This is a genomic window from Hamadaea sp. NPDC051192 (genome assembly GCF_040682475.1).
In the GTDB taxonomy this organism is placed as follows: Bacteria; Actinomycetota; Actinomycetes; order Mycobacteriales; family Micromonosporaceae; genus Hamadaea; species Hamadaea flava.
In genome coordinates, this window is the sequence record NZ_JBFBAZ010000002.1 from 127,664 (window position 1) to 148,290 (window position 20,627).

A 20,627-nucleotide genomic window follows, 5' to 3' on the forward strand; every position below is an offset into this window, starting at 1 on the left:
CCGTTATCCTTCGCACCCGGATACTGGGCCGATGCGGCGAGGGCTTCTCATCACGGCCGGTTGGGTCACTGCGGTGGCCACCGCGACCGTGCTCGGCTTCACGGCGGTCAGCTCACTCGGCGACGAGTTCCCCGGCCGGCCGTTGTCGCGGCAGGAGGTCGAGGACCGGCTGGCGCAGACCACGCCGACGGCGCAGCCCAGCTCATCCCCGTCGTCGTCCGCCGTCGCCTCCCCGACGGCATCCCCCTCGGCTTCGTCGGCCCGGCGGCATTTCACCGGGTCGGGCGGCAGCCTGTGGGCGACCTGCCGCAACGGTCTCGCGTCCGTCGAGGGGATCACGCCGAAGACGGGCTTCCGGCTCGACGAGTCGCAACGCGGCCCCGCGCGTACGGCCTGGGTGAAGTTCAAGCAGGACGGCGGCGGCCACGGTCGCGGCCAGGAGTTCCTGGTCTCCGTGACCTGCGACGGCAGCACCGCCACCGTCACGGAGACCAAGGACGACTAGCGCCCGTGCCTGCTATCGGCGGGGTTTGAAGTAGGGTCCGGCGGCCATGTACGCGAACACCGACAGGCCGATCCGCACGCCCTGGTTGTCGGCGGAGCGGAAGTGGACGCCGCCCCAGATGCGCGCCTCGACGACCTCGGCCAACGCCTGCGAGAAGCTGCTGTAGTGCCGGGTCGCGTTCGCGGCCGGGCTGTAGGCGCTGAACGAGATGTCGTCGCGGTGGAAGAAGTACGCCAAAGTCGTCATCGACGCCGAGGTGAAGCAGGTGTGGCCCGACGTGTACTCGGGGAACGCCGGCGTGACCAGCAGCGGCATCCAGCTCGGGTCGCCCGCGGTCGCCTTGTTGCCGTCGGTGTCGGCGAGCTGGACCGCGGTCACCGGCCGCCAGAAGCCCCAGTACTCCTTCTCGTTGTAGCAGGCGATCAGCGCGTCGGCCTCGGTCATGTCGACCATGGCGAACATGCGCGCGGCCTGCAGCGGGCTCAGCCCCTGGTTGACCACGATCTGCCGCTTGATCTCCCATTCGGCGAGATGCCGGTCGTGCCACCAGATCGCGGCCTCGGTCTGGTCGGCGGTGCGCACCGTGCTGTTGACCCCGCCGATCCGCTTCACCTCGTTGAGGTCGCGAGCATAAGCAGCGCTGGTGAGCGCGGGCGGGCCGGACGTGCGGAACATCGATGCGCTGGGGAGCAGGAACGGCTTGACGTGCCCGGTCCACGCCCCGGCCGACGCGTAGGTGGGCGGCGTCGGGCGCCACTGCCCGGGCTGCGTACCGATCACCCAGGTCTGCGGGCCGAACGCGCCGTCGTTCTGCCGCGCCGCGATCATCGCGGCCGCCGCCTGCGTACCGACCGCGATGCCGCCCTGCTTGGCCGCACCGTCGGCGATCGCCGCCAGGGCTTCGTCGTACTGCGCCTGCAGGCGGGCCTGCTGCGCCGGGAACAAGGACACGAGCATCTGGTACGCCGCCGCAGCGACCGCGGCGTCGGTGGATTCGGCGCCGTTCGCGGCCGGCGCGACCAGATACGGCTGGTACGGCTTGCCCGCGATCGCGTTCACCGCGTCGTAGACCGCCCCGTGCACCATCGCGAAGCTGCGGGCCTGCTCGTTGGGCTGCTGCTGGGCCACGTCCCAGATGGCCTGCTGGGCGTTGGCGTCCCAGGTGACGACTGGATTGGTGGCGGCGGCCTGGGCGATCGCCGGCCTGACCGCGACCGTGGATGTCAGCGCCAGAGCTGCGGATACGCCGACGCGCAGGAGCGTACGCCTGGTCATAAATCCTCCCCGTCCGGATTCGATGAGCTAGCCGTTCACTATCGAACCATTCGCACTCCTTGATCGCCAAGTGGAGGCAGTAGATTGCTCCCATGACGAGTACGCCCCGCGAGGCCGAGAGTCGCATCGGCCCGGTCGGCGCATTCCTTTGCCGGGTGTGCTTTCTGGCGATCTGCCTGCCCGGGCCGATCATGCTCGCCTTCACCGTGGCCAAGGGCGGCGATCTGTCCACTAAGGACTTCTGGGGCCTGCTCGCCGGCGACGTGCTGACGACGATCGTCGGCGTCGGCTTCGGCGTGTTCGGCTTTCGCATCGTCAACCGCTCGCGTCGCGACGCCCGGCAACTCGAGGCCGCCGGTGTCGCCGCGACGGCGGAGATCCTGACCGTGGCGAACCACCTCGGCGGCGAGGACCCCGGACTGATGCTCCGCGTACGCGTCAGCGGGCCGGGATTCGTCACCTTCGAAGCCGACACCACCAAACCCGACGACGCGGCGCTCGTGCCCGGCGTCGTGCTGGGCGCCGTGGTCGACCCGTCGGACCGGCTCTACGTCATCCGCTGACCGCACTGGTGATCAGCCGCCGATCAGCGGCCGAAGTCGTTGACACGTAAGCCATACTCCCGGTATGGCATCCGATGATCAGACCACTTCGGACAGTTCATTCGCCACGACCTGGCAGGCCGGCGGCGGCTGCCTCATCCTGACCGCCCCCGCTGCACTCTTCCCCGCCCTCATCGGCGGCGCGATCCTCCTGCTCGACGACGGCCCGGACGAGGGCGAGATGCTGCCGTTCGTGCTGCTGTTGATCGCCATCGCCGCGATCAGTCCCGCACTGTTCTACGTCCTGGCCCAGCGCCGCCCCTGGGCCTGGCTGGCCACCGTCGCCGTCACGGCGGTGATGACCCTGGTCGTGCTCGGGTACGGGCTGTTCGGCGAGGCCGGGCGGATCGTCCTGTTCCCCGCGATCTCCCTGGTCGCCGCGCTGGGCCTGCTGCTGCGGCCCAGCGTCGTCAAGGCGTACCTGAGCGCAGATCAGCGGTGACCGGGGTGCCCGTCACCAGGGCACCGTTCCGGCGTCGTCGAAGAATCCGCCGGTCGGCCCGTCGTCGGGCAGGGTCGCGAGGCGAATCGCGATGGCCGCACCCTGTTCCGGCGTACGGACGCCGCGAAAGCCGTTGAGGTCGGTGGCGGTGAACCCGGGACAGCCGGAGTTGATCAGGATGTTGGTATCACCCAGTTCCTTGACGTATTGGATGGTGAGGGCGTTGAGGAAGGTCTTCGAGGCCAAGTAGGCGGCCGGAACCGGGCCCATGTCGATGCCGGGTGTGGTCTGCAGGCCGAGCGAGCCGACGCTGCTCGACATGTTGACGATCCGTGGCGCGGCCGAGGCGCGCAGCATCGGCAGCATGGCGTTGGTGACCCGGATGACCCCGATCACGTTGGTCTCCACGACAGCCCGCACGGTCGCAGGATCGACCGTGGTCGGCGTCTGCGGCATCCCGCCGGTGATCGCGGCATTGTTGACCAGGACGTCGAGCCCGCCGGCATGGTCGGCGATCACCTCAGCCGCCCCGGCCACACTTGCGTCGTCCGTCACGTCGAGCGGCACACCGAACGCATCGATCCCGGCCGCACGCAGCTTCTCCACCGCGGTGTCGCGGCGATGTTGATCCCGCGCACCCACACCGATTCGCCAGCCGAGCGCGCCCAGTCCTGCGGCGATCTCGTATCCGATTCCCTTGTTCGCGCCGGTCACCAGCGCAATCGTCTGTTCACTCACACCGCCGATCCTGCTGCGACTCCGGGTACGGCGTCCAAGACCGATCGGGTGGCCGGTGATACCGCACGGGTATAAGTCGTGGTCATCGCGGGATACCATGCCCGGGTGGAGACCCGGGAGATGCGATACTTCGTCGCCGTGGCCGAGGAGTTGCACTTCGGGCGGGCGGCACAACGGCTCGCGATGGCGCAACCACCGCTGTCGCGGGCGATTCAGCAGCTCGAACGGCAACTCGGAGTCGTCCTGCTGCACCGCACCACGCGCGCCATCGCTTTGACCGAGGCCGGGTCGGTGCTGCTGCGGGAGGCCCGGGCCGCGCTCGACGCGGTCGAAGCCGCCGAGCGGCGAACTCGCCGTGCCGTCGCCGGCCAGCCCGGCGTGGTGCTGGCCACCAAGGCCGGAGCGTCCACCGAACTGTTGTCGAAACTGCTGCACGCCTACGCCGCCGAACCGGGCGCCGTGGCCGTCGAGGTGATGCTGTGCGGGCCCGGCCAGCCGGAGGGTCTGCTGCGCACCGGGCGTGCCGACGTTGCGCTGCTCCATCGGCCTTACGACACGACAGCCGGATTCGACACCGAGGATCTGCACACCGAACAGCAGATCGTGGTCGTCCCCGCGGGTCATCCCCTCGCCGGCCGGGCGAATATGTCCTTGGCCGAGGTCAAGGCCCTGACGGACCTGCCCCTGCCGCGCTGGCCCGGCCGGGACGGCAGCTATCCCGACGGCCCCGGCCCGCAGGTGCGCGACCATACCCAACTACTCCAGCTGATCGCGCTCGGACTGGCCTGCGCGGTCGTGCCCGAGTCGCTGCGGACCCAGCTACGCGAGGGCCATGCGGCCCTGCCCGTGCCGGACGCACCGGCCGTCACGACCGTCATCGCTTGGCCACCACACAGCCGGTCCAAAGCGGTTGCCGACCTCGTCCGCACCGCGACACGCCTCTAACCGCCACCGAACGCGGGGTTCAAATACCGGTTGCCGGGACGGCCCGGATCCACCACCATCTCCGACCATGAACGGGTCAACGTGGAAGCTGTTCGATCGCCTCTCGGCCGACTACGACGAAGTCGTACCCTTCTTCGCCTCCTTCGGCGCGGCCATCATGGCGACCATCGACCCGCCGCCGGGCACCCGGCTACTGGATCTCGGCGCCGGACGGGGAGCGCTGACCGCACCCGCGCTCGCCCGAGGCTGCCACGTCACCGCGATCGACGCCGCACCCGGCATGGTGCGCCGCCTGGCTGCCACATATCCGGACGCCGAGGTGCACACGATGGACGCCCAGGCGCTCACGTTGGCGGACAACAGCTTCGACGTTGTGGCCTCCGCGTTCGTCATCCACCTGCTCGACGATCCGGCGGCCGGCGTGGCCGAGGCGTACCGGGTCCTCAAACCCGGCGGCCGATTCGCGTTCACCGGCGCGAGTGAACGAAGCAAGGGCGGGCCGACCGTGTCTGCCCCCGACGAGCTGGGCGTACGCCTCAACGAGCTGTTCGCCGAGTTCACCGCCTACCTGCCGCCCAACGGCAGCATCGGCACGTGGAACGACGCGGCAGACATGCTGGAGGACGCGGGCTTCGTCGACCTGCGCGAGGACTTCGCCGAGGTCGCCATCCCGTTCGACGACGCCGAGGCGCTCTGGCGCTGGTCGCTGACGCACGGATATCGAGCCTTCATCGACGACCTGCCGGACGCCCGCCGCGCCGAGTTCCACGACCGAATGCTTGCGCTGCAAGCGAAGGACTTCGTCCTCCGACGCGTCAACCCCGTCTGGTCGGGCCGCAAGCCGCCGCCCAGGAAGACGGTCTGACGACCCCATCGACCGTCGGTGGGGTCGCTCGATCTGCGGAATCTATGACCTGCGGCGATCTCGTACGCTGCGTGGAATGCAGGATCGGTACACGTTATGGCGGGTCGACTCGGTGACGAGGCTGTTCTTCGTCGTGTGGCCGGCGCTTGCCATCGGAGGGTTGATCCTGTTCAGAAACGATCCGGGTGCCTTGTCAATCCTGCCATCGGGACTCGGGTCGCTTGCCGCCGCCATCTACCTCAGCGGGCCGAGCGCCCGGGTGATCGTCGCACCCGGCGAAGTCATCATCGTCAACCCGTTCGAGCGATACATCGTGCCGGTCCACCGGATCCGTGGCTGGGACCGGAACAGTGGCTGGCAACGGCCGCAACTGCATGTTGACGGCATGTACAGGCCGCTGCCGGTCCAGGCGTTCCACCTCAACAAGACCATCATGGACGCCTATGACCACGAGCTGTGGGCGACCCAGCGAATGCAGTGCATTGATCGGGCCGCCGCCAGCCACCCGTCGGGAGAAGAGGAGGCCCAGGTCGTACGTCGATTGCGCTGGTCGAGTTTCTTGACTGTGATCGCCGTGGCGCTGCTGTGGGCCGCGATGCTGGTGCTCGGCCGTCCATGACCGCCTAGGGGATGTACTTGTCGGCGGCGAAGCTGGCGAGAGAGCGTTCGATGCCATCGATGTCGAATGCCACCAGGCGCAACGGGTGCACGCGTTCATCGCCGTTGTAGTAACTCCGCGTAGCTGATCCGGCCTTCAGGGTGAAGGTCAGCTCGGCTTTCCACTGCTGGCGGACGACCTGAACCGAATCGACGTCCTCCCAGGGCACCTCGATCGGATCCTTCTTCTCGAACTCGGGGAGGATCTTCACGCCGGCCGGTCCGATCAGCAGCCGCGGATAGCCGCGAAGCACCTGGTTGACCGCGTCCGCGGCCAGATAGAGGAACAGGAGAAACACACCGAGGCCCCCGCAGAGCATGATGACCTGACCGGCTGTCGGATCATCCCCCATATCCTGAGCGTCGTTCGCCACCGCGAGGAAGCAAGCGACTGCCATGCCGCCGCTTCCCAGGATCGCCCAGCCGTGATGGAGGATGCCGGCGCGGAACTCCTTCTCTCCCTGGCCGGCCGCCTCGGGTACGACGCCGGCTTGGCGGTCGCGAGATTCGGCAGGTGGGGCCGTGAACGGCAGAAGGATGCCGGCGACGCCGGTGAGCGCGCCCACGAGCGCCAGCAGCACGTTCAACCTGTCTGTTCCCACCGACTGCCAGATGAGCAGGCAGACGGTGAGGCCGACGCCGAGGAGCACCCACAACGCCCGCCGGGACAGCCTGCCACGTGTCATGCGGCGATAGTGCCACGCCGATGCTCGCCCGATGATCTGTCTACTCGCGACACAGTGGCGTCCCGGGATCAGGGCAGCGAGGCTGGGGAGGATGCGCCGGCCAGCAGCAGGCGGGCGGTTCCGGTGCCGTCGGCGGGCACCGCGAAGACCCCGCCGTTCTGCCGGTAGGCGACGGTCTGCGCGTCCAGCCACGCGGCCTGGTCGTCCACGTCGCGCTGCTCGGCCAAGGGCGTCTGCCGGCCCGTCGTCAGGTCCAGCACGTGGAGGCGCCAGTGTCCCCCGCTCTTCTTCTTGTACGCGATTCGCGTGCCGTCCGGTGACAGCGACGGGCATTCGACGTTCTCCTGGAGCGCGGTGAGGGTTCGGTCGCGAAGGTCGCCGCGGACCAGCCAGGTCTTGCCGTCGATGCCCATGGTGGCGTAGAAGGTGTGGTCGTCTGCGGCGAACGTGATCCCCCAGTAGTTCACGTGGGTGGAGGTCACCGTGACGCCGTCGATGCGGGCGGTGAAGTCTTCGAGCGAGCCGTGGTGTTCGCCGGTCGTCAGGTCGTAGATGCCGGCGATGGTGGAGAACTGTCCGGCCAGCAGATAGGAGTCGCCGGAGTGGAACACCGTCCAGGCGACCAGGTGGCCGCTCGGTGAGACGCGGGCTCGGCTGGGCGTACCCCAGAGGTCGATTCGCTTGCGCAGCACCAGGTCCCGGTCGAAGATCGCCGCCTCGTACGCGTCCGGCACGCCGTCGGCCGGGCGCAGGCAGATCAGCGTCCCGGCGGCGGCGTACGCCCGATGGCAGGTGGGACCCTCGGCGAACGGGTGGGCTGGGTCGGCCCGGGTGGCCTGCCGTACTCGCGCCTCGGCGTCCAGGTAGATCATCGTGTCGCCGCGGCCGGGGTCCACTCGTGGTGGCGCGGCAGCGGAGCGATGGTCGGATGACAGCCAGCCGGCGTACCCGACGGTGACGCTGATGACGACGGCGAGCGCAGCCGCGCTCACGGTGTGCCTGATGCGCATCGTGTCCTCCGGAGGGAAGGGGTCCGGCCGCCCGCTGGATGGCAGGCGGCCGGACCGGTGTTCAGCTGCCGGCGATGGCGATGTCGTCGACCTGGGCTTCCAGGAGGCTGCCCGTGCCGGCGTCGGCCACGCTCACGAGCAGCCGGATCGACCGTCCCGCGTACGCCGAGAGGTCGGCGGTCGCGGTCTGCCAGGCTCCGGCGACCTCGGTCGCGCTGCCGAGCCGCTGGACGACGACGGTCACGGTCGTGCCGTCGACGACGGACACCCGCAGATAGTCGTCGGCGCTGGAGTTGTCGCCGTGGGCCAGGTTGTACTTCAGGCTCAGCGTCGACGATCCGGCGGGCAGCGTGATCAACGGGGAACGGATGGAGGTGACGCCGCCGTCGAGGTCGTTGGCGCCGTACGACGATCCGGCCAGCCGGCCGGTGACCAGGCAGCCGGTTCCGCTGGTCGGCGTACCCAGCTGCTTGATCTGGTTGCTGTAGGTGGAGGTCGTCTGCTCCGCGACGCCGCGCTCGATCAGCCCCGCCGTGGCGGTGTCGGTGCCGGACGGGTTGACCGTCCAGCCTTTGTCGGTCTCGAAGTCGTCGGAGAAGACCGTCGTGCTGCTCGCGCTGACGGTGAGCGGCAGGGTGGCGCTGCGGGTGGTCGCCCCGGAGACGCCGGAGACGGTCAGCGTCGCCGAGCCGGTGGTCGCGGCCGACGACGCGGTCAGGGTCAAGGTCGCGGTCGCCGCGCCGTTGGCCGGCGGGGTGACACTGCTGGGCGAGAAGGATGCGGTGACCCCGGTCGGCAGGCCGGAGACCGACAGTGCGGTCGCCGCGGAGAAGCCGCCGGTGCTCGACACGCTCACTGTCGTCGACGTGCTGGCGCCTCGGGTGAGGGTCAGCGACGCCGGGTTCGCCGTCACCGCGAAGTCCGGTGTCGCGGCGGCCTTCTTGCAGGTGCCGGTGACCGAGTCGGTGTAGGTGCGGCCGGCCACGGGCACGAACGCCGCGGTGTAGCCGGTCGCGGTCAAGGTCAGCCGACCGACGCCGAAGGTGGCGTTGTTGCTCGCCTCCACGGTCGCGGAGGTCGTGCTCGTGCTGGTGTAGAGCGCCCGGCCACCGGTGCCGATCAGCAACTCCCGTACGCCGTTGACGGTGTCCTTGACGCCGTCCGGCCGGGACATCGCGTACCGGACGTAGTTGTGGTCGTGTCCATTGAGGACGAGATCGGCGCGATTGTCGTACAGCGCTTGGAACAGCGGCCGGACGGCCGTGTTGTCGCCGTAATTGCCCTTGGCGAAGCGGGGATGGTGCCAGAACGCCGCGGTGCACGGCTTCGTGGTGGCCGCCAGATCCGTACGCAGCCACTGTTCCTGCGCCGATCCGGCGGCCGTGGAGATGTTGGAGTTGAGCGCGACGAAATGCCAGTCGCCGACGTCGAAGCTGTAATAGCCCTTGCTGCGGTCCCCCGCCCGGCCCGTCTGATTGCCGGCGCCGTTGAAGTAGTCGAAGTACCCGGCCGCGCCGGAGGTGTTGTACTCGTGGTTGCCCGGCACCGGGTAGGTGATCGCCTTGAACTGGCCCCACGTCGGGTTGTAGTTGGTGTTGTACTCGCTGAGGGTGCCGCTCTCGTAGGCCTGGTCGCCCATGGTGATCACGGCGGTCGGATTCATGGCCGCCACCAGGTCGTCGGTCTGGTTGCAGGCGGTGCCGCAGATGTCACCGGCCGCGGCCACGGTCACCGTCGCGGCGGCGAGCGACTGACTGCCGGACTGGACCGCGTCGACGGCGTACCGGCTGGTGGGATCGCGGAGCGCGGGCGCGACTCGCACGCAGCCGCCCGCGAAGGCCCGGGTGTGGAAGGCGCGGCCGGGCCAGGAGCGGGCGCCCAGCGTGAGCGACCGGCCGTCCTGCCCGGTGAGGGTTATCGTGTCGCCGCCCCGCAGGGTCAGCTCGGTGAAGCGCAGCCGCAGCCACGCGGCGCCGTCCTGGCAGACCGACTGGGCTGTGGCTCCCGCCCGCCCGGACAGGGCGAGCCGGTGGGTGACCGCGCCCGCCTCGGCGATCTGCGGGGTCTGGTCGGACGGCTCGGCGATCTCGGCGACGGTGTCGGGGCCGGAAGCGCGCCGGGCGGCCGTGGGTTCGGCGGCCAGGACGAGTCCGGCGATCGTCAGCAGGGCCGCGAGGGCGGCCGCGCCACCACGGCGGCGGCGCAGGTGAGGACTAGGCATGGCTCCTCGCAAGGTGGGACCGCGCGGCCGGTGGGCCGGGCGGCGGCGAAGTGTGGTCCGGGCGCATCGATCGACGCGCCCGGCGTGGCGCCACGTGTCGCGATCGGTGTCACCGACCCTAGCCAGACATCGGCAAACGTCAACGAGTAACGGCCATAGCCATCTGGATAACTCTGGATGTACCGTCCTGATGGGGATGGAGGCCGGCTTGACCGCGTTCGGGGATGCGTTGCGGGTCGCCGTCCAGCGCAGCGGCCGCAGCCTCGACGAGCTGGCGGAGGTGCTCCGCGAGCGCGGGACGCCGGTCAGCGCCAGCGCGCTCAGTTACTGGCAGAACGGCGGCAACCGGCCGGAACGGGTCTCTTCCCTGGCCGCCCTGGCCACTTTGGAGGAAGTCCTCGGCGAGCCGCCGGGCGCGCTCGCGGCGCTGCTCGGGCCGCGCCTGCCCCGGGGCCGCCGGGCCGTGGCGTTGCCGCCCGACGTGCGGCCGCCGAACCTGTTCTGGCATCAGCCCGACGCGGTTCTGCGTGCTCTGGCCAAGCTGGACGCGACGCGGGCCGACCTGGCCGATCCGGTCAAGCTCTCGCAGAGTTTCACGTACCGGGTCGACGAGCACGGTCATGAGGCCGCGATCCGGGTCCATCGCCTGATCCGAGCCCGCCGCGACGGCTTACGCCGATTCCTGTTCCTCACCCGGTGCGTGACCCTGCCGCAACCACCGGCCGTCACCTTCACCGAAGGCTGCCACCCCGGCCGGTTCCGTGCCGATGTGCCCACTTCCACCTGCGTCTTCGAGTTCCTGCTCGATCGGCCGTTGCGGGCGGGCGAGACGGCGATGGTCGAGTTCGGCCTGCGCTACCCGCCCGGTCAGCTCGACACCTACGTCCGGGTGGAGATCGGCCGGGCCTGCCGAGATGTGGCGCTGCGCGTCGTGTTCGACCCGAGGCGCGTACCGGTGCGGTGCGTCGGCCACTTCCAGCCGACGGTCGACGCGCCGCTGCTCACCGCCTCCGAAACCGGCCCGTACGAACAGATCCAGGCGTTCCAGTACGTCACGCTCGACCCCGCTCCCGGGGCGTACGGCATCAGTTGGCAGTGGCCCGGCCCGTAGCGGGCTGCGACAGATCTTGCGGTTCCTCACTACTGTCTGACTGTGCGCGCACAGACGGCGAAGGCCGAGCCGAAGCGACCGCGACGCCGGTGGTTCGCCATCACACTCGCCATCATCGTGACGGCGGCGGCGGCCGGGTCGCTCGGCTGGTACGCGGCACGGCGATATGGCGTTCCTACGCCACCGGACGGCGCCGGCCCGGCGGCGCAGGCCAAGTGCCGCACCGTGGTGGAGCGAGAGTTGGTCCGCCGCGCCGGGCATGCCGTTCAGATTGGCTTCGCGGACAGCTACCTCGTGGGCACGGACGAATCCGGCCGATACGCGGCGTGGGTACGCGGCGACGCCACCCCGGACGGGCAGGCCCGCGTCGGCTACGGGTGCTCGTTGTCCGGCTACGACAGCGCGACGAACACGTGGGACGGCGTGACGATGACCGTGTAGCGCCGTCCGGGATTACTCGATCCGCACCGAGTCGGCCACGAGGTCCTCGATCAGATGCTCCGACACGTTCCGCCTCCGTCACACCGCTGCGCCGACGCCCGCGATGATCTCACTGGCCTGCGCCCGGCTCAGCTGCGCGCCCTGCGCCACGAGGTCGGCGAGCACATCGGGGGACAGCGAGCTGCGTACGGCGGCGGCTTCACGTGGACCGTCGACCGGGTCCATCAGCTCCGGCGAGAACCCGACGTGGCCGCCGAGCGCCTGGATCGCGCCCAGCAGCAACGCGCCCGATTCGGGCCGGCCGCTGTGGGCGAAGGCCGCGGCCGTGGTGTGCGCCAGGACCAGCCACGCGGTGAGATCCAGGTCCGCCTCCAACGGGGCGACGATGTCCGCGGCCATCGCCAGAGCCGCTTCCGGCTCGCCCGCGTCGATCGCCGACTTCATCGCGGTCCACGCCGCGGAACCGGTCGCCCATTGATGGCCGCAGCGTTGCCCGGTCCTGATCGCGGCCGCGAGGTCGGTGCGGGCTCGCGCGGTGTCGCCGCGCAGGCGGTGAACACTGCCGAGGACCATCAGGCTCTCGGTGTGCAGCCACGGTACGCGCAACGCCCGAGCGTGTCGTTCGGCCAGGACGGCGTGGGCGTACGCGGTGTCGAGGTCGCCGAGCAGGGAACGGAAATGCCCCAGGTGCATCACCGCGTACGTGGTGGTGAGCCGGTCGTGGGCGCGCTGGGCGGCCTCGTGCGCCTGTTCGGCGGCGGCGATCGCAGTGGCCGCGTCGCCACGCAGATAGCTCAGTCCGGCGACGGCGAGCAGCGCCCGCGCGCGCAGCGAGTCGGGCGCGTCGCGGGCCAGGTCCAGCGCCGACTGCAGCCAGGTGAGGCCTTCGGTGATGTGGCCGCGCCGATACCAGAACCAGTGCAGGGCGGCCGCGATGCGCAGTGCGGTGTGTCCATCGCCGTCGAGCAGGGCCGAGGTGAGCGCCGCTCGGGCTTCGGCTTGATCGGCTTCCAGTCGGCGGATCTCCGCGTACGCTTCAAATCCTCGCAGGCCGGATTCCGCGGCCTCGACCCAGCCGGTGACCCAGACCCGATGCCGGGCCGCGAGTTCGGCGGTGTCGCTGGTGGACAGTCTGGCGGCTGCGAACGCGCGTAGCGCGGTGAGCATGCGGTAGCGGCGGGGTCCGGGGCCGTATTCGACGCGCAGCAGTGACTTGCGCACCAGCTCGGCCACCGAGGGCAGGGCGTCGGACGTGCCCGTGACCTGCGCTGCGGCATCGAGATCGAAGCGGCCCGCGAACGTGCTGAGCCGCTCGAACAGCGCGCGCTCGGCGGGTCGCAGCAGGTCGTAGCTCACGGCGATGGCCAGGTTGAGGTCGCGGTGGCGGGCGGCGCGGTCGGGTTCGGCCGGCGCCACGGGGCCTGGCAGCCCGGCGGCGAGCTGGCTCAGCGACAGCACGCGGCACTGGGCGGCGGTCAGTTCGATCGCCAGCGGGAGCCCGTCGAGCTGGACGCAGATCTGGTCGATGAGCCGTGACTCGTCGGCGTCCGGTGTCCAGCCCGGCAGGGCGTTGGCCGCCCGGTCGGTGAACAGCCGCGCGGCCTCGGTGGTCATCGGCGGCAGGTCGGCGATGACCTCGCCGGTGATGCCGAGCGCTTCGCGGCTGGTGGCCAGGACGCGCACGCCGGGGCAGCGGCTGAGGATCTGGTCGCACCAGTCCCGGACGGCGTCGACGAGGTGCTCGCAGTTGTCGACGACGATGACCGTCTGCCGGGCGGCGAGCACGTGGGTCAGCGCTTCGGCCGGTACGCCCAGCGCCTGACCGATCTGGGTGGGGACCAGTTCGGGCTGACGCAGGTCGGCGAGGTCGACGAACCAGGGGCCGTCCGGGCCGGGCAGGCGATGGGCGGCTTCGATCGCCAGGCGCGTCTTGCCGATGCCGGCCGGGCCGGTGACGGTGACGAGCCGGGACCCGGAAAGCGCGTGGGCCACCAGGGTCAGTTCGCTGTCGCGGCCGATGAACGACGACACCGGATGCGGCAGGTTCGGAATCGTTTCCGACTGCGTGACGGAAGCGAGCGTCAACTGCGGGTCGTGCCGCAGGATCGCCGTACGCAGATCCCGCAGCACCGGACTGGCGTCCAGCCCGAAGCTGTCGGCCAGCTGATCCTCGGCGGTACGCAGCACGTCGAGCGCGTCGGTCTGCCGACCGGCTCGGTAGAGCGCCAAGGAGTACAGCCGCCAGCCGCGCTCGGCCAGCGGATGCTCGGCCGTGTACGCGTCCAGGTCGCCGAGCAGTTCGCCGTGCCGGCCCAGACCGGTCATCGCCTCGAAGCGGTCGAGCGTGACGGTGTCGTGCAACTGCTCGAGGCGGCGGATCTCCGCGGCCAGGAAGGCGAAGCCGTCCAGATCCCCGTACGCCGGCCCGCGCCACAACGCGATGGCGGCGTCGAGCGCGGTGAGGGCGGCCGCGCAGTCGCCGTCGCGCACCAGCCGCGCTCCGTCGGCGGCCAGCCGGGCGAACTCGGCGCTGTCGACCTGGGCGGCGTCCACGCGCAGGGCGTACCCGTTGCCTTCGGTGGTCAGCACCCGGGCCGCCGTGCGTACGCGCCGGCCGGGTTCCAGCACACGCCGCAACTCGGCGATGTACGCGTGCAGGGTGGTCGGCGACGGCGCGGCCTCACCGTCCCACACGTCATCGACGACCCGGGCGGTCGAGACCGAGCGCGGCCGGGCCAGCAGCAGGCTGGCCAGGACCGCCCGCTGTTTGGGACCGCCCAGCGGCGCCTCGGCGCCGTCGACGAGGACGCTGAGACTGCCGAGGACTCGAATCTCAACTGTGGACATGGGAACGCAAAGTACGGCCTCTCCCCCGGTTGGTTCCATCGCTTTCGTTGCTTCGTCGAGAAATCGACAACCCGAGCGTGGCCTACGTCACGGCCCCCAGGTGAGCGCACAGTCGTCGATGTCTGGCCCAAGTCGTTCCCAAGTCGCGTCCGCTGTCCTGGCGAAGCGAGCACGACCGTGCCTCGCCATCTAGAAGGGACGTAACGTGAGACTCACGGCCAACCTGCGAAGGGTCGCCATCGCGACCACTGTCGCGGTCGCCGCGGTGTTCGCGGTCAGCACAGCCGCGTACGCCGACCCGGTGGAGATCGAGGGACAGCAGTTGCGCGACGATTTGTTCGTCGCATCGGTGCACTCCCGCACCCAGGGCGCGCAAGGACTGAAGGATCTGGTGCTGAGCGCCGAGATGCTCGGCTACCACCAGCGGTTCCCGGCCAAGACCAAGGACGAGATCCTGGCGCACGCGGCGCTGATGAGCCAGTGGTATGACGGCCACCTGGACGGCACCGACTTCGCCTTGCAGACCTATGAGGCGTTGCCGCACGTGCTGACCATGATGTCGGCCTGGCCGCAGGCGGCGGTCGGCGCGCCGATCATGAAGGAACTGCTCGAGATGACGGTCGGGCCGGTGAGCAAGGACTACAGCGAACGGATCAACCAGGTCGCGACGGCGCAGTTCTCCTACGACCAGTTCGAGCGGTTCTACCCGGTGCAGGACATGATCTGGCGCCGGATCACGACGCAGGCGCAGGGTGATCCGACCTTCGCCACCGCCTGGGACAGCAACTTCGGTGCGCGCCTCGGCGTGCTGTCGACCGCGTCGGAGGAGCAGCTCGCCGCCGATCCCGCGATCGCCACCTGGATGAACGTCAACGCCTTGCTGGAGCACGCCAACAACACCGAGAACTACATCACCGAGGCGCGAGCGCAGATCGTCTCCGCGATCACCCGGCTGGAGTCTCAGAACGCCCAGCTCATCGGCCAGGTGGGCCAACTCGGGCAGCAGTTCCCCGTGACCTCCACGACGACGCCTCCGAGTCCGGCCACCTTCAGCACACAGCGGGAAGCCGCCGTCAACCGGCAGAAAGACATCGACGCCGCCGGCATGGCGATCCAGGCGCTCGCCACGGCACTCGGCTTCGCCGACCCGACCGCCGGGCGGATCGTCGGCGGGGTCGGCAAGTCGCTGATGCAGGTGGCGACCGCGATCAACAAGTACATCCCGTCGATCGCCGGTCTGAGCCTGGCCCAGGCGCTGACCTCGATGAGCACGGTGGCGCTGACCGGCAACATCCTCGGCGCGATCGGTGCGCTGCTGCCGGTCTTCGCCGACGGGCCGACCCCCGATCAGTTACTCATGGACGAGATCCACAAGCTGCGCGACCAGGTCGGTCAGCTGGCCACCACGATGACCTCCCGATTCGACCGCGTCGACCACGCGCTGACCGTCATGTACGGGTCGATGCTGGACCGGTTCGACCAGGTCATCGGGCTCCAGCACGCGACGCTCGCCGAGCTGACCTACCTGGAGCAGGAGCTTTACGCGCTCAACGTCAAGGTCGACAACTGGGGCACGGCCATCGTCCGGGCCCTGGCGAAGGCCGAGATGCATGACGCCATCGTCGCGATCAACCAGTATGTGGGTCACAAGTACACCTACAACGAACCGATCCAGACCTATCTCGAATACCAGAACACCGTGAACGAGCTGGACGTCATGGCCACCACGTACAAGGCCTACGACACGCCCTTCTTCCCGTTCGTCGAGTCCCAGTACGAGGGTCAAGACCCGGTGACGATGACGCGGGCCTTCGACGACGGCGACACCGGCCCGGCCACCGCCATCGACTACCTCGACTGGTACGCGGCCAGGTACTACGGCGGAACCCGGTCGTCGGACCAGAAGCCCGCCGCGATCGCGCCGTGGACGATGTCGGCTCGGGCGTACGCCCGGATGGTGGCGGAGAACCCGAACTACGCCGTCCAGGTCAGCGAGAGCCAGACCAACGGGATCCTCGCCAAGGGTCAGGGCATTCTGGCCGCCGCCCGGCGGTTCAGCGCACCCCGCTCCACACCGGACGCTCAGGGCAACCGGACCAACGCCCTGTTCACCAACGCGATGGCCGAGTACCGCACCGCGTTGCAGTCGTTCTCGGCCGAGCTGGGCGCGATCCGGGGCGCCAACCCCGACAACAAGATCTACGACATGTTCCGCAACGCCGACCAGTCGCTGAACTCGGCGGCCCAGCTGACCGATCCGGCGAAGGTCGGACCGTGCACGGGCGCGACGCCGTCGCTGACCCGGCCGTCCACGATGTCGATCACCCAGGCGCCCAGCGCGTTGCAGTTCGCCAAGTACGCCCACCCGCAGCAGCCCGTGGTGCGGCTCTGCTACACGGCCAGTTTCGCCAACGTGGAGACGGCCGAGGACTACAAGTTCAACCACACGTACGCCGACCTGGACATGACCTTCAAGATCAAGGTCACCTGGGGCGGCCAGGAGTGGGACTACCGCAGCTGGCACTCGTCGTGGTACCTCGGTGAGATCTGCCGCAGCTACGTCACCGGCGCGCCCGGCGGCTTCTGCAACAACCTCACCTACTACCTGAACAAGTGGGACGCGTCGTACCTCGCCGGGTTCACCGCTGGGGCGACGGCCCAGACCGACGAGACCCCCGCGACCTATGCCCGCAACCGGATGAACGAGTACCTGACCGGGCGGCAGAAGGCGTACTACAACGCCGTCGTCACCGCGCTCGGGTCGCCCAACGTCCCCCTGTTCGCCGCCAACACCCGCCTCACCCGGGCGGTGGCGATGCTCCGGGCGTACACGCAGGTGGGCTTCGCCAAGGCGATGAGCCAGGACGAACTGCTCAGCCTGCTCACCGTCGGCGGCGAGCGGCTGCCGTCCGACCTGGACGGCATCAACACGATGAGCCAGGCGTTCCTCCGGGCGCAGACCAACTACGCCGGCTGCTCGCTGACCGGGCCGGGCGGGGCGTGCGCCGAGGGCGCGCAGCTCGTCGACCCGATGGCGAACCAGACGACGGTCTGGAACGGCTGCACCGCCAACGGGGCTCCCGGCGCCAGCGGCGACCCGGTCGGCGACTGCCTGCTGGGCATCGGCCAGCACCGCACCAACGTGCTCGCCACCCGCTACGAGGCGCACTCACGGGAACTGGCCGACGGTACGTACATCGAGGGCCTGCCCGACGTGGTCTCGATCATGGAGGACCTGACCTTGGCCAATTCCTTCATTCGCCACGCCTGATTCACCCAGTGATCCCGGGTCCGGTCGCCACAGGCGGCCGGACCCTCCTCATTGCACCACCGTCCGAGGAAAGCCGGTCCAGCGCAGCTCGGGCGGCAGGTGGCTCTGGTCGTTGAAGACGACGAGCGCGGGAGGTTCTCCGGTCCGGTAGCGGACGATGGTCAGGGCCGTGTTCGCACTGTCCAGGCCGAGCCATCGCGACGGTGGCGCGCCCAGCGCGTCCCGGACCAGCCAGGCGATCGGCGGGGCGTGGCTGATCAGAATCTCGTGAGTGTCCGCCGCTGGAATGCCCGGCACCGGCTCGGCGGTGGCGAACCGAGCAAGCAGCGCGGTAGCCCGACGGGAGGCATCGGCGACGTCCTCGGCACTCGAGCCGTCGAATCGGCCACGCCAGGCCGACGGCGTCTCGTCGGCGATGGGGATGTAGGGCACGTGATCGGCGAGTTCGTCTGCTTCGGCCACGATCGCATCGGGCAGGTGCTCCGCGATGTGCCGCGCGGTCGCGACGGCCCGTGGCACCGGGGAGTGCCAGATGACCGCGGCGGGGACGGCCGCCAGGCGTCGGCCGAGCAGGCTCGCTTGCGCCCGGCCGTCCTCGGTGAGGTCGCCGAGGGCGTCGGCATGGCCGTGGCGGGCGAGGTAGAGATGCCGCGTTCGCATACGCGCCAGTCCTCTCAGGTGGGTGGATTAGTGCGCCGTGACGGTTCCGGTGGTTCCGTCGACGGTGATGAGGGTTCCGTCGCGGAGCACGGTCATGGCCTGCGGCAGGCCGAGCACAGCCGGGATCCGGAACTCCCGGGCGACGATCGCCGCATGAGACAGCACGCCACCGGTCTCGGTGACGACCCCAGCGGCAAGGCGGAACAACGGCGTCCACGCGGGATCGGTGTACCGGCACACGAGGATGTCGCCCGGATGCAGGCGGCCGAAGTCGGCCGGGCCATGGACGACACGCGCGACGCCGGTCGCCGAACCCCGGCTGGCCGGTGTGCCGGTGAACGCGCCCGCCGGGTCTGAAGTCGACAACAGCGCCGCCGGTGGCGCGACGGTGATCGGCCGGGATTGCAGCAGCCAGATCGTTTCGCCGGTGATCGCCCACTCGATGTCCTGCGGTGCACCGGACAGTCCCGCGACGACGTCGCCCAGCCGGGCGAGCCGGACGGCGGTCGCGTCGTCCAGACACGGCCGATCCCGGTCCGACCCCGGCACGATGTCACGAACCAACCCATCGGCCCGCCGGTCCAGCCGGAACCGCTTGTCGCCGACGGTCACGCTGACCACGCCGTCCATCACCTGGTACGCATCGGGCGTGACGACGCCGCCGACCACGCTCGGGCCGAGCCCCCACGACGCCTCGATGGCGGTCGAGCCGTCCGGACCGCCGGTGAACATGACCCCGGCGACATCTGCGTCGACCAGCCGCTGGATGAGCACCGCCATCGCCGGTTCGGAGTCGGCCACCTCCTGGTACGCGACCGCCCGAGCGGAGTGCAGCGAAGCCCAGCAAGCCCGGATCGCTTGCGCCACCGCGCCGACACCGCGTACGCCGAGGACGCTGTCGTATTGCCCGGCGGCCGACGCAGTTGGGGAGTCCTCGTGCGCGGCCGAGGACCGAACCGCGACCGGTGGATCACCGAGCTCGTCCAGCCCACGCCGGAGCGCCTCGACCAGATCGGCGGGCAGCGCTGCGTCGGCCTTCCCCTCTGCCCGGCGGTACGCGTCGAACGGCACGACGAAGCCGTCCGGCACCGGCAGACCAGCATGCAGCAGTACGCCGAGCGCGGCCGCCTTCGCTCCGCAGCTCGACACGGTGGCCTGCGCCAACGGGACGATCATCGAGACACCTTCAACATAATGTTGACAACAACTTGTTGATTCTGCAGGATCGGCGTCATGCCCCGCAAGCAGGACGCCGCGCGTACCAGTCAGGCTGATCAAAGCCAAGCCCGCGACGAGCGGGCGGCGACCGTGCGGCTGATGAGCCTGGGCGCCGACCAACTCGCCGACCGGCCCTGGCGGCGTGCCCCAGTGCCGCCCTCGGCCGTCGACCTGGTCCACTTCGCCTTGCACCGATCGGCGGACCTGGACACCGACGCCGTGCTGAGCGCACTCACCCTGCTACCCGCCGCCCGAGCCGAAGTCGAAGCACTGGAGAGCGGCCTGCTGTTCGCGGCCCGCAGCGCGGGACTGACGTGGGCGCAGATCGCCGAGGCCATGGGGTTCAACTCTCCGCAGGCCTGCCAGCAGCACTTCCATCGGCTGGCCGCCCGGCAGGACGCCGAGTCGTGAGCCACGACTCCGCAACCGATCTGCTGGTCCTGCACGCCGTACGCATCCTCGGCTACGCCGACGCCCCAGCGATCGCCGCCCGGTACGCCCTCGACGAAGCGCTGACCCAGGAGTTGCTCGGCGACGCCGAAGCGTACGGCTGGGTGACGCACACCGAATTCGCCGGTCTAGGTGGTTGGTCGCTAACCGACCGCGGCCGGACGGAGAACGAGCGCCGGCTGGCCGCCGAACTCGACCAAGTCGGCGGTGCATCCGAGGTGGGCGAGGTCTACCGGCAGTTCCTGCCACTGAACACCCGCTTGCAGCGGGCCTGTACGCATTGGCAGCTACGGCCGACCGACACCGATCCCCTCGCCGCCAACGACCACAGCGATTCCGCGTGGGACGCTGCCGTGCACGCCGAACTGGCCGCCATCGACCTCGCCCTCAGGCCGCTCGCCCAGCGGCTCGGCGACGTCCTGACGCGGTTGCGCGGCTACGGCTCGCGCTTCGCCAACGCCCGGCAGCGAGCCGTGGCAGGCGACGGCGGCTGGGTCGACCGCACCGACGTCGACTCCTGCCACCGAGTCTGGTTCGAGCTGCACGAAGACCTCATCGCGACGTTGGGCCTCACCCGCACCGCCGCGGCAACTTGATCATCAAGGGCGGGCCCGAAACGCAGACCGCGGGCACATGATCAGGTCCAGCCCGCCGAGCAGGTAACAGGCGACCGATCCCTTCGT

19 protein-coding genes are annotated in these 20,627 nt (G+C 69.9%); 11 read left to right on the plus strand and 8 right to left on the minus strand.

What is annotated here, in order from left to right; all coding sequences use genetic code 11:
• The first annotated feature begins 31 nt into the window (after positions 1-31).
• On the plus strand, positions 32-505 hold the full coding sequence (locus AB0M47_RS01785; RefSeq protein WP_363406688.1) for a hypothetical protein: 474 nt from the start codon (positions 32-34) through the stop codon (positions 503-505).
• 12 nt (positions 506-517) lie between these two features.
• Here AB0M47_RS01785 and AB0M47_RS01790 read toward each other — a convergent pair whose 3' ends face one another.
• Positions 518-1,780, minus strand: coding sequence for a vanadium-dependent haloperoxidase (locus AB0M47_RS01790; RefSeq protein WP_363406691.1), 1,263 nt, complete (start codon positions 1,778-1,780; stop codon positions 518-520).
• 92 nt (positions 1,781-1,872) lie between these two features.
• Between AB0M47_RS01790 and AB0M47_RS01795 the strand changes: the two genes are divergently transcribed.
• A complete protein-coding gene (locus tag AB0M47_RS01795) occupies positions 1,873-2,343 on the plus strand; it encodes a hypothetical protein (RefSeq protein WP_363406694.1) in 471 nt (156 codons plus the stop codon).
• 64 nt (positions 2,344-2,407) lie between these two features.
• Entirely contained in the window at positions 2,408-2,824 is a 417-nt protein-coding gene (locus tag AB0M47_RS01800) for a hypothetical protein (protein ID WP_363406697.1), read from the plus strand.
• Between the two features lie 12 nt (positions 2,825-2,836).
• On the opposite strand, the gene AB0M47_RS01805 is transcribed toward AB0M47_RS01800, so the two are convergent.
• Complete coding sequence (locus tag AB0M47_RS01805; protein WP_363406700.1) at positions 2,837-3,562, minus strand: SDR family oxidoreductase; 726 nt, start codon at positions 3,560-3,562, stop codon at positions 2,837-2,839.
• Positions 3,563-3,667: 105 nt separating this feature from the next.
• On the opposite strand from AB0M47_RS01805, the gene AB0M47_RS01810 reads away from it, so the two are divergent.
• The 3 genes from AB0M47_RS01810 to AB0M47_RS01820 all read left to right on the plus strand — a co-directional run bounded on the left by AB0M47_RS01810 (position 3,668) and on the right by AB0M47_RS01820 (position 5,991).
• The gene (locus tag AB0M47_RS01810; RefSeq protein ID WP_363406703.1) at positions 3,668-4,507 is read left to right on the plus strand and encodes a LysR family transcriptional regulator; all 840 of its coding nucleotides are present in this window, start codon (positions 3,668-3,670) and stop codon (positions 4,505-4,507) included.
• 67 nt (positions 4,508-4,574) lie between these two features.
• The gene (locus AB0M47_RS01815) at positions 4,575-5,372 is read left to right on the plus strand and encodes a methyltransferase domain-containing protein (protein WP_363406706.1); all 798 of its coding nucleotides are present in this window, start codon (positions 4,575-4,577) and stop codon (positions 5,370-5,372) included.
• Between the two features lie 76 nt (positions 5,373-5,448).
• A complete protein-coding gene (locus AB0M47_RS01820; protein WP_363406709.1) occupies positions 5,449-5,991 on the plus strand; it encodes a hypothetical protein in 543 nt (180 codons plus the stop codon).
• A 4-nt stretch (positions 5,992-5,995) separates the two neighbouring features.
• Here AB0M47_RS01820 and AB0M47_RS01825 read toward each other — a convergent pair whose 3' ends face one another.
• The 3 genes from AB0M47_RS01825 to AB0M47_RS01835 all read right to left on the minus strand — a co-directional run bounded on the left by AB0M47_RS01825 (position 5,996) and on the right by AB0M47_RS01835 (position 9,946).
• The gene (locus tag AB0M47_RS01825; protein ID WP_363406712.1) at positions 5,996-6,679 is read right to left on the minus strand and encodes a hypothetical protein; all 684 of its coding nucleotides are present in this window, start codon (positions 6,677-6,679) and stop codon (positions 5,996-5,998) included.
• A 104-nt stretch (positions 6,680-6,783) separates the two neighbouring features.
• Positions 6,784-7,725 carry a hypothetical protein gene (locus AB0M47_RS01830; RefSeq protein ID WP_363406715.1) on the minus strand — a complete coding sequence of 314 codons (942 nt, stop codon included), beginning with the start codon at positions 7,723-7,725 and terminating at the stop codon, positions 6,784-6,786.
• 61 nt (positions 7,726-7,786) lie between these two features.
• Positions 7,787-9,946 carry a metallophosphoesterase gene (locus AB0M47_RS01835; RefSeq protein ID WP_363406718.1) on the minus strand — a complete coding sequence of 720 codons (2,160 nt, stop codon included), beginning with the start codon at positions 9,944-9,946 and terminating at the stop codon, positions 7,787-7,789.
• 208 nt (positions 9,947-10,154) lie between these two features.
• Here AB0M47_RS01835 and AB0M47_RS01840 point away from each other — a divergent pair, with 208 nt between their 5' ends.
• Complete coding sequence (locus AB0M47_RS01840; protein WP_363406721.1) at positions 10,155-11,057, plus strand: hypothetical protein; 903 nt, start codon at positions 10,155-10,157, stop codon at positions 11,055-11,057.
• Between the two features lie 42 nt (positions 11,058-11,099).
• Entirely contained in the window at positions 11,100-11,498 is a 399-nt protein-coding gene (locus tag AB0M47_RS01845; RefSeq protein WP_363406724.1) for a hypothetical protein, read from the plus strand.
• A gap of 78 nt (positions 11,499-11,576) precedes the next feature.
• Here the strand turns inward: AB0M47_RS01845 and AB0M47_RS01850 are convergent, their stop codons facing one another.
• Positions 11,577-14,345: a BTAD domain-containing putative transcriptional regulator gene (locus tag AB0M47_RS01850; protein ID WP_363406727.1), complete on the minus strand. Its 2,769-nt coding sequence runs from the start codon at positions 14,343-14,345 to the stop codon at positions 11,577-11,579.
• 205 nt (positions 14,346-14,550) lie between these two features.
• Here AB0M47_RS01850 and AB0M47_RS01855 point away from each other — a divergent pair, with 205 nt between their 5' ends.
• Positions 14,551-17,616 carry a hypothetical protein gene (locus AB0M47_RS01855; protein WP_363406730.1) on the plus strand — a complete coding sequence of 1,022 codons (3,066 nt, stop codon included), beginning with the start codon at positions 14,551-14,553 and terminating at the stop codon, positions 17,614-17,616.
• Between the two features lie 48 nt (positions 17,617-17,664).
• Here AB0M47_RS01855 and AB0M47_RS01860 read toward each other — a convergent pair whose 3' ends face one another.
• Complete coding sequence (locus AB0M47_RS01860) at positions 17,665-18,276, minus strand: histidine phosphatase family protein (protein ID WP_363406733.1); 612 nt, start codon at positions 18,274-18,276, stop codon at positions 17,665-17,667.
• A 27-nt stretch (positions 18,277-18,303) separates the two neighbouring features.
• Positions 18,304-19,452, minus strand: coding sequence for a PEP/pyruvate-binding domain-containing protein (locus AB0M47_RS01865; protein ID WP_363406736.1), 1,149 nt, complete (start codon positions 19,450-19,452; stop codon positions 18,304-18,306).
• A 57-nt stretch (positions 19,453-19,509) separates the two neighbouring features.
• Between AB0M47_RS01865 and AB0M47_RS01870 the strand changes: the two genes are divergently transcribed.
• On the plus strand, positions 19,510-19,905 hold the full coding sequence (locus AB0M47_RS01870; RefSeq protein WP_363406739.1) for a DNA-binding protein: 396 nt from the start codon (positions 19,510-19,512) through the stop codon (positions 19,903-19,905).
• Positions 19,902-20,540: a transcriptional regulator gene (locus AB0M47_RS01875; RefSeq protein ID WP_363406742.1), complete on the plus strand. Its 639-nt coding sequence runs from the start codon at positions 19,902-19,904 to the stop codon at positions 20,538-20,540. The genes AB0M47_RS01870 and AB0M47_RS01875 overlap by 4 nt, the downstream gene beginning before the upstream one ends.
• Positions 20,541-20,627 lie beyond the last annotated feature (87 nt).